At 64.3% G+C, this 14,296-nt stretch carries 12 protein-coding genes; 2 read left to right on the top strand and 10 right to left on the bottom strand.

Going from position 1 to position 14,296, the window contains the following annotated elements:
* Positions 1-20: 20 nt before the first annotated feature.
* Positions 21-827: a helix-turn-helix domain-containing protein gene (locus tag ASC48_RS02695; protein WP_055454241.1), complete on the bottom strand. Its 807-nt coding sequence runs from the start codon at positions 825-827 to the stop codon at positions 21-23.
* A 109-nt stretch (positions 828-936) separates the two neighbouring features.
* Here ASC48_RS02695 and ASC48_RS02690 point away from each other — a divergent pair, with 109 nt between their 5' ends.
* Positions 937-1,665: an aspartate/glutamate racemase family protein gene (locus tag ASC48_RS02690; RefSeq protein ID WP_055454240.1), complete on the top strand. Its 729-nt coding sequence runs from the start codon at positions 937-939 to the stop codon at positions 1,663-1,665.
* Positions 1,665-2,510 carry an asparaginase domain-containing protein gene (locus ASC48_RS02685; RefSeq protein WP_055454239.1) on the top strand — a complete coding sequence of 282 codons (846 nt, stop codon included), beginning with the start codon at positions 1,665-1,667 and terminating at the stop codon, positions 2,508-2,510. The genes ASC48_RS02690 and ASC48_RS02685 overlap by 1 nt, the downstream gene beginning before the upstream one ends.
* 121 nt (positions 2,511-2,631) lie before the next feature.
* Here the strand turns inward: ASC48_RS02685 and ASC48_RS02680 are convergent, their stop codons facing one another.
* The 9 genes from ASC48_RS02680 to ASC48_RS02640 all read right to left on the bottom strand — a co-directional run bounded on the left by ASC48_RS02680 (position 2,632) and on the right by ASC48_RS02640 (position 14,237).
* Positions 2,632-4,005 (bottom strand): aspartate ammonia-lyase, encoded by a 1,374-nt coding sequence (locus tag ASC48_RS02680; protein WP_055454238.1) that lies wholly within the window; start codon positions 4,003-4,005, stop codon positions 2,632-2,634.
* A gap of 71 nt (positions 4,006-4,076) precedes the next feature.
* Positions 4,077-5,507, bottom strand: a complete 1,431-nt coding sequence (locus ASC48_RS02675) for an alanine/glycine:cation symporter family protein (protein ID WP_055454237.1) — start codon at positions 5,505-5,507, stop codon at positions 4,077-4,079.
* Between the two features lie 219 nt (positions 5,508-5,726).
* Positions 5,727-7,124 (bottom strand): ABC transporter ATP-binding protein, encoded by a 1,398-nt coding sequence (locus tag ASC48_RS02670; protein ID WP_055454236.1) that lies wholly within the window; start codon positions 7,122-7,124, stop codon positions 5,727-5,729.
* The gene (locus ASC48_RS02665; protein ID WP_055454235.1) at positions 7,121-7,936 is read right to left on the bottom strand and encodes an ABC transporter permease; all 816 of its coding nucleotides are present in this window, start codon (positions 7,934-7,936) and stop codon (positions 7,121-7,123) included. Before ASC48_RS02665 ends, ASC48_RS02670 begins: the two co-directional genes overlap by 4 nt.
* Positions 7,936-8,904 carry an ABC transporter permease gene (locus ASC48_RS02660; protein WP_082439950.1) on the bottom strand — a complete coding sequence of 323 codons (969 nt, stop codon included), beginning with the start codon at positions 8,902-8,904 and terminating at the stop codon, positions 7,936-7,938. The genes ASC48_RS02665 and ASC48_RS02660 overlap by 1 nt, the downstream gene beginning before the upstream one ends.
* Positions 8,904-10,424, bottom strand: coding sequence for an ABC transporter substrate-binding protein (locus ASC48_RS02655; protein ID WP_055454234.1), 1,521 nt, complete (start codon positions 10,422-10,424; stop codon positions 8,904-8,906). The genes ASC48_RS02660 and ASC48_RS02655 overlap by 1 nt, the downstream gene beginning before the upstream one ends.
* 160 nt (positions 10,425-10,584) lie before the next feature.
* Positions 10,585-11,673, bottom strand: coding sequence for a substrate-binding domain-containing protein (locus tag ASC48_RS02650; protein ID WP_409841974.1), 1,089 nt, complete (start codon positions 11,671-11,673; stop codon positions 10,585-10,587).
* A gap of 39 nt (positions 11,674-11,712) precedes the next feature.
* Positions 11,713-12,735 (bottom strand): ABC transporter permease, encoded by a 1,023-nt coding sequence (locus ASC48_RS02645; protein ID WP_055454233.1) that lies wholly within the window; start codon positions 12,733-12,735, stop codon positions 11,713-11,715.
* Between the two features lie 8 nt (positions 12,736-12,743).
* On the bottom strand, positions 12,744-14,237 hold the full coding sequence (locus ASC48_RS02640; RefSeq protein WP_055454232.1) for a sugar ABC transporter ATP-binding protein: 1,494 nt from the start codon (positions 14,235-14,237) through the stop codon (positions 12,744-12,746).
* Positions 14,238-14,296 lie beyond the last annotated feature (59 nt).

Genomic DNA, 14,296 nt, shown 5'->3' with positions numbered 1-14,296 from the left:
AAACCGAGGTCTGGTAAGGCTCACCGCCTGCTGTAGGCGTCGAAGGTGAAGGGGCCGGACTGGGTGTTGTCGACCATTTCCAGCACGTGGCGGGGGATCTCAGGGTCTTCGGGCTGGAACAGGCCGCAGTTGCGCAGGGCGCCGGTGACATTGAGCCGTGCGGGCGTGCGCTCCAGATAAACGCGGACGCAGCAGGGCATGTGGATCTGGTCGGCGGAGACGCCGAGCTTCACCCCGTGCAGGCGCGTCCAGCGCAGGGAGTAATCCGGATAGAGGATGGTCTGGGTCAGTTCGATGCCGGCGCTGTATTCATAATCGGACATGAACACCCGGTCGCCGGTGAGGAGCGCAGCGCCCTGATAGCGGTAGTGGCGCAGGCAGGGGCGGTCATGCTGGCCCATGCGCTCCAGCCGCCGGTAGAACATGTGCCCGTCTTCCATCGTGAAAACGATGAGCCCCCGGATGATCTTGCCCTTCTGCGACATGGAGTAGTAATATTCATAGAACATGCCGGTCAGGTTCTGTACGCGGGCATCGCTCAGCGTCATCACCTGGTCGAAATGCTGGCGCAGGCGCCGCGTCACCGTGTCATTGCCGAGGCCGCGAATGCGGACGATCTCCGCAAATTCCTTGTGCGGCAGCATCATCTCGTAGGGTTCGACGCCGAAGTAATCGCAGATCTTGCGCATCAAGGCCGTGCGCGGCGTCGACGTGCCCGCCAGATAGCGGTTCAGCTGGCTGCGGTTGATGCCGAGATCGCGCCCAACGTGCGAGATCGAGGGGCGGTACGAGCAGAGCAGGCGAAGGTTCCCGGCGATTTCGTCCATTTGCGCTCTTTGATGCCATAAATGCACAAGAGTGCGTCGCTTAGTGGGCATCTGCCGAATTGTCAAGAAAGCAGCGGAGTTGCACCATCCGGCAAAAAGGGGGAACTCCATGAACCAGAGAGCTTACACGCTTGGCATCATCACCGGATCAGGCCCTGAGGCGGGTCTGGACCTGTGGGCCAAGATCCTGCGCCACACCCAGGACATGATGGGCTGCAGTTTCCGAGGCGATCTTGATGCGCCGCGTCTTGTCGCCGTGTCCGAGCCGGAACTCGGCCTGTCGATGGACCTGCGCGAAAACGAGGATGCCGTCTGGGCCGCGATGGAGCGCGCCGTGTGCCAAATCGCGCCGCAGGTCGATGCCTTCGCCATTGCCTGCAACACGCTGAACTGGTTTGCGCCGAAGATCGAGGTGCTGCTGGCCAAGATGGGCGTAAGTGCGCGGCTGGTGTCGTTCCAGTCCGTGGTGGCTTCCGAAATCCGCCGTTCCGGCTCCGGCCGGGTTGGCCTGCTGGGTGCAGCGCCGGTTGTCGCACTGGACGAATATTCCGCCTATGCGACGCTGACGCCGGTCTTTGATCTGGAAACCCCGGCGGAGCCGCAGGCACTCCAGAGCCTCATTCACGACGTGAAGCGCCTTGGCAGCACGGATGCCTCGCTTGCCCCCCGGCTGGAGGAAATCGTTCTTTCCATGGAGGCGCAGACGGTGCTGCTGGCTTGCACCGAACTGCCGCTGATCGCCCGTCCCGTTCAGGGCAAGACGCTGATCGACGTAACGGATGCAGTGGCTGCCGCGCTGGCCGGCCTTGCGCTTGAGCATCACCGGGCAGCAGCGTGATGGAACTTCTGCTGATACATACGGGTGGCACCATCGGCATGGGTGACACCGATCACGGTCTTGCGCCCGTGGCAGGGATCGTGGAAGAGGCGCTGAAAGCCCGCCTGCCGGAAAGCGCGGTGCTGGCCACCCACGTCTTTACCCCGCTGCTGGACAGTTCAAATGTCGGGCCGTCTCACTGGAACGAAATGCTGGATGCCATAGAGGCCCATCCCGGTGCGCCGGTGATCATCACCCATGGCACCGATACCATGGCCTTTACGGGTGCGGCCCTGTCGCAGGCGCTGGCGGGTCTTGGCCGGCATGTGGTGCTGTGCGGCTCCATGGTGCCGCTGCATCACGGCGGTGACGCGGAAGGCAATCTCGATCTTGCCATCGGCGCGGCCTTTCAGCCGGGTGAAGGCGTGTGGCTGGCTTTCAACGGCAAGCTGATGCCCGCCGAAGGGCTGGTGAAACACGATAGCCAGGATGCCGATGCCTTCCGCGCCACGCCGCAGCTGAAGCCGGGCCTGCCCGCCCGCCGCCGCTTCGAGGACCGGCGCATCGCTGTCCTCTCCTTGTCACCGGGCCTGCCCGCCGCGATGCTGCGGGCGGCGCTTGCCGAACTGGACGGGGCGGTGCTGCGCGTCTTCGGCTCGGGTACGGCCATGTCCTGCGAGGACGTTCTTGGCGCCTTGCGCGATGCCGTGGCCTCCGGCAAGCGCATCCGCGCCGTCAGCCAGTGCGAGCAGGGTGGCCTTATCCCCGGCGGCTATGCCGCGGGAGCCGGCCTGTGGTCCTGCGGCGTCGAAAACGGCGGCCTCGAAACGCCGGAAGCCGCGCTGGTGCGGCTGTGGCTGAATTGAGCAGCGGAAGTACCGCCTGAAACACGAAACACCGCCGCTCCATAGGGGGCGGCGGGTTTTGTGTGTTTCCCGAAGGTGGCAAGGGGCGGCGCTGGGTGGGCTTGGACCGCCCCTTGCCGTATCACTGCAGCATGGCAGTGATTTCCTCCGCCGTGCCAAAGCCAAGCTTGACGGCGGTTTCGGTGACGCTGGCGTTTTCGGAGAGCGCGGTCTTGGCCACCTTGGCGGCCTTGGCGTAGCCAATGTGCGGCACCAGCATGGTGGCCAGCACCAGCGAGTTTTCCAGCGTGCCTTCGCACTGGGCTACATTGGCCTCGATGCCGCTGACGCAGCGCTCGTTCAGCGTGTCCATGGCGCGCATAAGGATGCGCATGGACTGGAGCACGTTGAGGATGATCACCGGTTCGAAGGCATTGAGCTGCAGCTGCCCGGCCTCGGCGGCCATGGTGACGGTCAGGTCGTTGCCGATCACCTGGAAGGCCACCTGATTGACCACTTCCGGGATCACCGGGTTGATCTTGCCCGGCATGATCGAGCTGCCGGCCTGCATCGGCGGCAGGCGGATCTCGTTGAAGCCCGAGCGCGGACCGGAGGACAGAAGCCGCAGGTCGTTGCAGATCTTCGACAGCTTCACCGCAATGCGCTTCAGTACGCCGGAGAAAGTGACATAGGCACCGGCATCGGATGAGGCTTCCACAAGGTCGGTTGCAAGCTTCACCTTCATGCCGCAGACGGCCGACAGTTCCTCCACCGCCCGTTCGGCATAGCCGTCCGGTGTGTTGACGCGGGTGCCGATGGCCGTGCCGCCAAGGTTCACCTCCAGCAGCAGTTCCGACAGGCGGCCGATGATGTCGATGTCCTCGCGGATGGTCGCGGCAAAGCCGGCGAACTCCATGCCGAGGGTCATCGGCACCGCATCCTGCAGCTGGGTGCGGCCGATCTTGCGCACATTGGCAAAGGCTTCGGCGCGCTCTGCAAAGGCGCCTGCAAGCCGGGTCTGTGCCTGACGGAAGTCCTCGCACTGGCTGACGATGGCAAGGCGCAGGGCCGTCGGGTAGACGTCGTTGGTGGACTGCGACCTGTTCACATCGTCATTGGGGTGCAGCTGGGCATAGTCGCCCGGCCGGTAGCCCATGCGGATGAGGCCAAGGTTGGCGATCACCTCGTTGGTGTTCATGTTGGTCGAGGTGCCGGCCCCGCCCTGGATCATGTCCACCCGGAAATGCTCGTGATGGTGGCCTGCGATGATCTCGTCGCAGACTGAGGCAATCACGTCATGCTTTGCCTGCGGCAGCACGCCGAGGGCAAGGTTGGCGGCAGCGGCGGCCTTCTTCACCCAAGCCAGCGCCCGGACGAATTCCGGAAAGGCGCTGAGCGGAATGCCGGAAATCGGGAAGTTCTCGATGGCGCGGGCGGTATGAATGCCCCACACACAGTCTGCCGGCAGGGACATGCGGCCAAGACTGTCTTCTTCGATACGCATCTGCTGTTGCATCGCTCTATCACAACAATATCGGGAATGTGAAATGGGCCGCCAGTTGGCGGCCCATGAGATTTCTGTCCGGATTACTTCCAGATGCTCGGGTCCCAGGCCTTGCGGTCAAGGTCGAGGTCGTTGAACTTGGCCGGATCGAGGACCGGGCGGGCAACGCCTGCCTTCAGTTGTGCCCGGTAGTCATCGATAACCCGCATTGCAATCGGGAACAGCATGATGATGGCGATCAGGTTGACCAGCGCCAGCAGGCCCATCATCGGATCGGAGAAGAAGAACACCGAGGTGGCCTGCGGAGCGACGGCGCCGAGGAACACCACGCCGAGGATCAGCAGGCGCAGGACGAAGATGGCCGGCTTGGAGCGGGTGACGACGGCCAATGCGTTCTCACCGAGGTAGTAGTTGTAGATGATCGACGAGAAGGCAAAGAGCAGGATGGCTGCAGTGAGGGCATACTTGGACCATTCCCCCACATGGCTGACCAGCGACTGCTGCGTCAGAACCACGCCGTCGATGCCCTGCGCGCCCGGCACGTAGACATCGCCCAGCAGGATGATCAGCGCCGTGCAGGTGCAGATCAGGATGGTGTCGATGAACACCGACAGCGACTGGGTAATGCCCTGGCTGACCGGGTGGCGGACGAGCGCGGTTGCTGCAACGTTGGGAGCCGAGCCGAGGCCGGCTTCGTTTGAGAACAGGCCGCGGCGCAGGCCCTGGGCAATGGCCGCACCCATACCGCCAGCCACCGCTTCTTCAAAGCCGAAGGCGGAGCGGACGATGTGCAGCAGCATCGAGGGCACTTCGGTGATGTTCAGCAGGATGATGACCAGAGCCAGTGTGATGTAGCCGACTGCCATGACCGGCACGACAACATCGGCCGCCTTGGCAATGCGCTTGATACCGCCGAAGATCACGAGGCCGGTCAGGGCTGTGATGGCAAAGGCGGAATACATGCGCTCGATGCCGAGGGAATCCTGCACGGCGCCGGCCATGGTGTTGCCCTGGAAGGCGTTGAAGCCGAAACCGAAGGAGGCCAGCAGGCAGATGCCATAGACGATGGCGAGCCAGTTGTAGCGCTGGCCAAGACCGCGGCGGATGTAGTCGGCCGGGCCACCGCGGAAGCTGCCGCCGGGTTCCTTGTTCTTGTAGAGCTGGGCAAGGGTGCACTCGATCAGGCTGGTTGCCATGCCGCAAAGGGCAATCGCCCACATCCAGAACACGGCGCCCGGCCCACCGAGGGTAATGGCCACGGCCACGCCGGCAATGTTGCCGCCGCCCACGCGTCCGCCGACGGAGACAAGCAGGGCCTCACGTGCGGAGATGGTGTTGGGATCGGAGTTGTTGGCATTGGAACCGAGCACACGGAACATGCGCCCGAAAAACTCGAACTGCACGAAGCCCGACATGATGGTGATGAACACACCGAACACGACGAGGATCGGAATGAGCGCCCATCCCCACGTCAAATTGTCAATCAAGCCGAAGAACGACTGAATGTACTCCATGGTTTCCTCCTGACCACCGGCCTTGAATTGGCCGCTATTCATCCCCACTGTTTTAAAGTGAGTATTGCTACTTAAGGATTCCGCACTTCGCTGCGGAGTGGCGCTATTTTGCGCTATTTGCGCGCAAAGCGGAGCAAACACCTCTATCTTCCGTAGTTCTTACAGTAAAAAAGGGACGTCCGGATGAGCGTCCCTCTCGTTTCTTCGCAGGGCCTGCCTTTACTCGGCTGCCGCCAGCCGTAGTGTGTTGTCCGCGATGGCTCCCACCAGATTTGCGTCATGGCTGACGAGGATCAGCGCCAGGCCCTGTCCGGCCACGATGTCCGTCAGCAGGGTGATGGTGTCCTTCTGGGTGATAGGGTCGAGGCGGGACGTGGGCTCGTCGGCAAAGAGCAGGACAGGGTCCAGCAACAGCGCCCGCAGCATGGAAAAGCGCTGCAATTCTCCGCCGGAAATCTCGTCTGCACGCCGGGTCAGCAAACGGTTTGCGAGGCCCAGCTGTTTCATGAGGGGGGCAACGCGGCCGCGGTCCAGCTTGTGCAGGCGGATGAGGTCCGTGACGAGCTGTTGCATGGTGGAATGGCGCGGGAAGCTGGCGGGCGGGTCCTGATAGAGCTTCTGGAACAGCGGACGTCCTGATGCTGTCTTGCGCTCGATCCGGCCTTCGTCCGGCTTCATCAGGCCGATGAGAATATCCCCCAGCGTGGACTTGCCGCAGCCGGAGGGGCCGGTGATACCGGTGATCCCACCGGGCTGAACAGTGAGGCTGACGCCTGAGAACAGCCGCCGCCCGCCGCGCGAGGCGGCCACGCCTTCTGCGGTCAGGACAGGTGTGCCGTCCTTGCGGGTAGAGGCGCGCTTTGGCCAGTGCAGCGGGTCGCTCTGCGCCAGTTTCCGCGTATAGGCCGGCCGTTCGGACGAGAGCAGGTCTTCCGTCCTGCCCTGATCGGTGATCTGCCCCTCCTTCATGATCATGAAGTCCCCGCCCAGCTGGCGGGCAAGCTCCAGATCATGGGTGATGGTCAGCAGCGCGCCATCCGTGCCAAGGCCTTGCAGCAGCATGCGGGCGACGTCATCGCGCCGGGCAGCATCCAGCCCCTTGGTTGGCTCGTCGGCAAAGATCAGCCGTCCGCCGCCAGCCCGTGCCACGGCAAAGGCCAGCCGCTGTGCCATGCCGCCGGACAGCTCATGGGGCCGCTTGGCACCGGACCCGGCGAGGCCGAGGCTTGAAAGGTCTTCTGCCGTCATGGCGCGCGCATCGGCGGCGCCACCGACCAGGGCATGGGTCTCGCGGATCTGCTCCGCTCCGCGCATCAGCGGGTCGAGCGCAAGCCAGGGTTCCTGCGGCAGGATGGCGAGAAGACGGCCCCACAGGGGGCGGATGGCATCCGCATCGCCTGCGGCAAAGCGCTGGCCCTCGAACAGGACTTCGCCCGTGGCGGTGAGGCCCTCCGGCAGGGTGCCGAGCACGGCCTGCAGCAGCAGGCTCTTGCCCGAGCCGGTTTCACCAAGGATTGTCAGCGGCCGTCCGGGTTGCAGCTCCAGCGACACGGGCTGCACGAGCACGTCCTTGCCCGCCAGGACACTCAGATTTCGGATGGAAACGGAATGTGTCATGCGCGCGAGCCTGCGATCAGGTTGAGGCCAAGGATGAGGCTGAAGATGGCGGCGACCGGCTGCAGCAGCGCCCAGGGCGCTTCGTGCCAATAGGGCATCAGCTCCACCATCATCTGGCCGAGTTCCGGGGTGGGCGGGCGCACGCCGGCGCTGACAAAGCCGAGTGCGGCAATGGTCATGATGCAGGTGGCCATGCCGAAGGCGGTGGAGGTCAGCATGACAGGTGCCAGTTCCGGCCAGACATGACGGCGGAATATGTAGGCCTTGCCGAAACCGAGGAGGCCAGACGCCTGAACCGCCGGAGAGGCAAAGATGGGCCGTGAGGCGGCGCGGGCGAGGCGGAAGAACTCGACCCACAGAACCAGCGTCAGGCCGAGCCAGAAAGCGAGCGGTTTCCACGGCACGATGACGCCCACCATCAGCACGATCAGCAGGCCGGGAATGGCCATGACGGAATCGGCCAGCAGCGTCAGCAGCCGGTCGGTCATGCCGCCCTTGCGGCTGGCGGTGACGCCAAGGGCAAGGCCGATGGCTGCCGCGCTGAGTGCGCTGAGCGCTGCCACCGTCAGCGACAGGCGCAGGGCTTCGCCAAGGCGGGCCATCAGCGAGCGGCCCAGATGATCATAGCCGAAGGGGGCGGCAAGGTCGGGGGCGGCAAGCGCCAGCCTCAGGCTCTGGCGCACCGGGCTCAGCGGCGAGATCATCGGCGCGATGATGGCCAGAAGCACAGGCAGGCCCACGAGCACGATCCCGGCCCAGAAGGGCAGGGGGCGGAAACCGCGCCTCTGCAGCGGCACTGCGGAGATATCCATCAGGCAGCCCTCCGGGGATCAATCCGCTGGATGACGAGATCCAGAAGCGTGTTGAGCAGCACGAAGCCGAGGCCCAGCACCAGCGCGGTGCCCTGCACCATCGGGATGTCACGGCCGAAGATGGCATGAACCAGCGCATGGCCGATGCCGGGCCAGCCGAAGATGCTTTCCACGATGACGACGCCTTCCACCAGCGTCACGAACTGCATGCCGAGGAAGGCGATGACCGGTGCGCCGATGTTGCGCAAGCCGTGGCGCAGCAGCACCTGAGTTTCGCTCAGGCCCTTGGTTCTGGCGAACTGGTAAAAGGGGGCCTTGGCAACGCCTGCCATCACGTCCCGCGTGACACGGGCGGAAAAGGCGGCAAGGCCGAGGGCGAGGGTGACCGCGGGCAGCACGAAATGCACCGGCTTGCCGTGCCCTGCGGCGGGCAGCCAGCCGAGCTGCACGGCAAAGAGCAGGATCAAGACCAGCGCCAGCAGGAACTGCGGCAGCGCACGGATGCCGGCCGAAACCGTCAGCAGCACCCGGTCCAGCATCCCGCCCGGCTTCAGCCCGGCGAGAATGCCAAGCGGCGGGCCCATGAACAGGGACAGCAGAATGGCCGCACCGGCCAGCTGCACGCTTGCACCCAGCTGGTGGCGGATTTCGTGCCACACCGGTTCGCCGGAAATCAGCGACTTGCCGAGGTCGAAGGTGGCCAGATCCCGCATCCAGATGAAGAAGGCGGTGACGGGGCCACGATTCAGCCCCAATTCCTGGCGCACGGCACCGGCGGCGGCGGCGCTCACCATGTCATAGCCATAGCGTCCGGCGGCGATCCGGTAGGCCATGTCGCCAGGAAGGCTCTGCATCATCAGGAAGGTGAGAATGCCGACAAGCAGCGCCACCAGCACCGCCTGTGCAGCCCGCATGGCAAGGCCGCCGGAAAAGCGGCCCGCACGCGTTGCAAGGGAAGGAGAGGACATCAGTTCTTCCAGCTCGCATCCTTCAGGCCGAGCTTGCGCTCGTAGGGATCAAGCATCACGCCCTGCAGCTTGCCGGAGATGGCGGCATTCTGCTGGTACCAGGCGATGGGCAGCACCGGCAGCTCTTCCTGCAGGATGGTGGTTGCGGTGGCGAACTGCTCTGCGCTGCCGCCGTTGCGGCCGATGGATTTCAGCAGGTCCGCGATTCCGGCGTTCTGCCAGTTCATCGCGCCCCAGTCGCCATTGGGGGCATAATCCTGCAACAGGGTGCCGATCGGGTTCGGCACGAGGGCGAAGTTACGGGCCAGCAGCGCCAGCTCCAGCGAGCCGTCATTGTGACGGGCCGGGATTTCCGAGGAGTTGGTGGAGTTGATGGTCAGTTCGATGCCCACTTCCTGTAACTGCTGCTGCAGCACGGCAGCCACCAGCGGCAGCTCCGGCCGGTCCGGATAGGTCAGCAGTTCCAGTGTGAAGCGCTCACCGTCCCTTTCGAGAATACCATCGGAACCGGCCTTCCAGCCCAGCTCTGCCAGCAGTGCGGCAGCTGCCTCCGGGTCATAGGCGAGCGGGGCAAGGGCCGCATTGTGCCAGTCGCCCACGGACGGCGGGAACAGCTGAGTGGCGCCGGCCTGATAGCGCAGCACGGCGATGGCGAGGCCTTCCCGGTCGATGGCAAGGCTCAGCGCCTTGCGGGCTTCCACGGTGTTGAGCTTCGGGTTGGCCGCGTTGACCTTGACCAGCAGCGAGCGCGGGATCGGCACGGAGCGTACGTCCAGTCCGTCCTTGTCCTTCAGCCGTGCAACAGAAGCCGGGTCAAGGTTCAGCACATAGTCGGCATCGCCGCTTTCGGCCATCAGTGCGCGGGTTTCGGCGCGGCTGACGGAGTTATAGGTGGCCTTGCCGATCCTGGCCCGGCCGCCCCAGTACTGGTCGAAGCGGTCCGCTTCCATCTTGCCCGGCGCCTGCAGGAGGGTGATCTTGTAGGCGCCCGAGCCAATGACCGAGGTTGCCATGCCATCGGCGCCATAGGAGGCCGGAGCAAGGACCTGCGAGCGGTATTCGGCGAGGAACGCGGGCAGGGCGGCGAAGGGCTCCTTCAGCTTCACCACAAGGTCTTCGCCGTCCGCTTCGATGGCTTCAATCGGTGCACGCTGCAAGAGGCCCGGCTTGGCGCGGGCGATGTTGAGGGCATTGGCCGCCGCTGCCGCATCCGCTGGGGTGCCGTCATGGAATATTGCGCCGTCCTGCATCTTGAAACGCCAGATGAGGCCATCGCTTTCCACGGCCCAGCTCTCTGCGAGGCCCGGTGTCAGGTGCCCGTCCTGATCCGTGTTCACCAGGGTTTCGGCCACGTCCATGGCCAGGAAGATATTGCCGGAAAGTGAGGGGTCTGCACCCTTGATCTCGAAGGGGCCTGCCACGTCGATGCTGTCATCGGCGGCAAAGGCGGTGCCTGAAAGCAGGGTGCTGGAAAGAGCCATCGCCAGCGCGAAGGTTTTCAGGTTGGAACGGTAACGCATCGCAGACCTCACTTGGGTTTGAAATGCGTTACGACATAACATAACGATCTTGAGGCGCAAGGCGTCAGCCCTGAAAATTTGTGCGCAGCAAAAACAACGGCGCCGGTGAAGCGGACCCCACCGGCGCCTTTCGCGCCGGAAGCTAAAGGCCTCCCGAGGCTTACTTCTTGCCCCAGATCTTGCCGTATTCCTCGCGGTAGCCGTTGCCCGGATCAAAGATGTTCCGGTCGCCGCCGTCGAAGGAGATGTTGTCCTTCGTCACCACATGCAGCGGCGAGGTGTAGCCAGACCACGGAGCGCCGTTGATGGCGCGGTTCAGCTCGTCCACCAGCTGCCAGCCTTGCAAATTCAGAGGCTCTGCAACCGTGACAGCCTGATACTGGCTGGAACGGATGCGCTGGTAGGCGCTTTCCGAACCGTCACCGGCTGCAACGGCCTTCGGGGCGCCGTCGCCGGGGATGCCGGCTGCGGCAAGGCTCGGGCCCATGAAGTCGAAGTAGATGTCATTGATCGCCAGTGCGTGGGTCCAGCTTGCACCGTATTTCTGCAGCAGGGCGGTGGTCAGCGTCGGCATGCGGCTGGAGGTGTCGGCAATCGGCGTGTCGACATATTCCAGCACGGTGCCGCCGAGCTCTTCGATCGTTTCCTTGATCTTGTCGGCCTTGGCGATGGCGATGGCATAGGTGGAGTCGGTGAAGATCACCACACCTGGCTTGCCGCCGGCATCTGCATAGGCCCACTTGGCCGCAGCCGCCGACACTTCCATGGCGTCGGTGGAGACATTGGCGAAGATGCCGTTTTCCGGATCCGGGCCGATGACCGGGCTGGCGTGCCAGCTGACCATCGGAATGCCTGCAGCCTTGGCCTGATCAAGAGCTGCCTTCTGCTCCACCGCATCAAAGCCGTTGATGATGATGCCATCCGGCTTGAGGGCGAGGGCCTGGCCGAAGGCTGCGGCGCGGCTCTGGATGGATCCGGCACCGTCCAGAACGTTGACGTTCCAGCCGATCATGAAGGCCGCTTCCTGGATGCCGTTGGTGACGCCAAGGACGCCGCCGTTCTTCATGTCTGCGGCCAGAACCACGATGTTCTTGCCTTCAGCGCCAGCCGGGCCGGACGTGGGGCCGTCCCATGTGGTCTTCTGGCCAGCGTATTTCTGCACGTCCGCCATCGCGTCGGATACGGCGTCGGCATGGGCTGCCAGCGTGGTGCCGGCCAGCAGTATGGTTGCAGTCACGAGACGTTTCAGCATGTCGTTTTCCTCCCGGTTGCTGAGTGTCATCAAGGGTCAGCGGGGCTTTGCGCCTTTCTTGCGCTGGGCATAGCCCGCAATGCCAATGGCGATGAGCAGGGTGGTGCCGTTGAACAGCGGCTCGACCCAGAAGCTTCCGCCAAACTGCTGGATGCCGGAGATGCCTGCAGCGAGGATCATCACGCCGGCAATGGTGCCCCAGACATTGACGCGGCCCGGCTTGATCGTCGTGGAGCCCAGGAAGGCGCCGACGAGGGCGGGCAGCAGGAATTCAAGACCCACCGAGGCCTGGCCGATGCGCAGCTTGGAGGCGAGCAGGATGCCCGCCAGAGCCGTCATCAGGCCGGAGGTGAGGAAGGCGCCGATCACGAACTTGCGCGTCGGAATGCCGTTGAGTTCGGCCGAGCGCTGGTTGGCGCCGATGGCATAGAGGTAGCGGCCGACGGGCGTGTATTCGAGCACCACCCACATCACCAGCGTGATGGCCAGCACATAGAAGGCGGTGATGGGCAGGCCGAAGATGAAGGTGCCGTTGATGGCATAGAAGGCATCCGGCAACTGACCCACCATCTGCCGCCCGCCCGTGTGCCACAGGGCGAGAGCATAGAGGATGGTGCCGGTGCCGAGGGTGGCGATGAAGCTGTCGATGCGGGCGACCTCGACGAGGATACCGTTGAGAATGCCCGTGACAATGCCCAGCATCAGCACGAGGCCGATGGCCACCGGCCAGGGCAGGCCGTAGACCGTCTGCAGCGAGATGGCGAGGATGTGCCACAGCACGATGCCGTAGCCGACCGTGAGGTCGATGCGCCCGGCCACCATGGGGATCATGGCCGCAAGAGACAGGAGCGCGATAATCGCCTTGTCCGACAGGATTGCCCGCAGGTTCAGCATGGTCGGGAAAGTGTTCGGCAAGAGGATCGAGAACAGGATGATGAGGCCGAACATGAGGATGACGAGGCCATAGGTGGGCGCAAGACGCAGGGCCCGGCCCATCAGGGACAGGCCCTGCAGTTCATCCTTGGTCGGTTCGATGGCGTTGGATTCGATGGAGGGCATGAGGGGCCTCAGGCAGCTTCACCGGCCGATGCGGCCTGGATGAGGGATTCAGTGGACAGTTCGACGCCGCTCAGCTCCGCGACCGCCTGGCCGCGGGAGAAGACGATGGCGCGGTGGCAGATGTTGGCGATTTCCTCGAAGTCGGTGGAGACCACGAGCACGCCCATGCCGCTGGCGAGAGCTTCGTAAAGCAGATGATAGATCTCCGCCTTGGCGCCGACATCGACACCGGCGGTCGGATCTTCGGTGATCAGCAGCCGCCGGCCGCTGTCCAGCCACCGGCCAACGATGACCTTTTGCTGGTTGCCGCCAGACAGCGCCTCAATGGGCAGCGCCGGGTCATTGGGCGAAAGACCGACCCGGCGGCCGATTTCCGCCGCCATGTCCTCTTCCTTGCGCGGGCTCATCAGCGACAGCATGGCCCGTCCGGTCGCCGCCGGATTGACATAGGCGTTCTCGCGGATGGTCAGGCCCGTGGCGACGCTTTCTGCCACACGGTCGCGGGCGACAAGGCCGATGCCCGAAGCCATGGCGCTGATCGGCGACGTCAGATCCGGCGTGCGCCCATCCAGAACCACGGTGCCGGAATGCGGCATGACTCCGAAGAGCGCACGGCCGATATCCTCATGGCCCGCACCGCGCAGCCCCGCAAGGCCCAGCAGCTCTCCGCGCCGCAGTTCAAAATCGACAGGCCCCACCTGCCGGGTGAGCAGGGAGCGGACAGAGAGAATGGCCGGGCCTTTCTGCACGTCCGGACGGCTGATCTCGCGGGTCTTGCGGCCAACGATCAGGCTCACCAGCTCCTCCGGCGTGGTGTGGCCGATGGCGCGCAAGCCCGCCATCTGTCCGTCGCGCAGCACGGCGACCCGGTCGGCAATGCGGAAGATCTCGTCCAGCCGGTGGCTGACATAGATCATGCCGACGCCGCGGGATTTCAGCGGGCGCAGCGCGTTGAACAGGCGCTCCACCTCGTCGGCGGGAAGGCTGGCGGTGGGCTCGTCGAGAACCAGAAAGTCGCAATCGGCAGCCAGCGCGCGGGCGATGGCGACGAGGGATTTCTGCGTGCGCGTCAGATTGGCAACGCGGGCGGTAGCGGGGAAATCCGCATCCACCAGCTTCAGCGCTTCAGTGGCCATGGCCTCCGTGGCGCTCCAGTCGATCCGGCCGCGCTTGCGCACATAGCCAAGCGCCAGGGCGATGTTTTCGGCCACGCTCATCCATTCGATGAGGCCGAGATCCTGGTGGATGAAGGCGACCTTCTGATGGCCGCCCTTGCCCGCTTCGTGGTGATAGGGCGCGCCATCGATCGACACCGTTCCGCTATCGGCCTGGTAGGTGCCGGACAGAACCTTGATCAGGGTTGATTTGCCCGCGCCGTTCTCGCCCAGAAGCGCAAGGATTTCTCCCCGCTCGACCTTCAGCGAAACCCCGCGCAGGGCCTGCGTGCCGCCAAATGACTTGACGATACGGTCAAAAAACAGACCATCATGTGCCGGTTGCATACCGGTGTCTCCTCCCATGTCTCCGTCTCGGCTCTTGCGGCTGAGTTACCGGTAACGTT

It is taken from the genome of Pannonibacter indicus, assembly GCF_001418225.1.
In the GTDB taxonomy this organism is placed as follows: domain Bacteria; phylum Pseudomonadota; class Alphaproteobacteria; order Rhizobiales; family Stappiaceae; genus Pannonibacter; species Pannonibacter indicus.
Note: the sequence above shows the minus strand (reverse complement) of the source record. Positions and strands in the feature narration are given on the sequence as shown.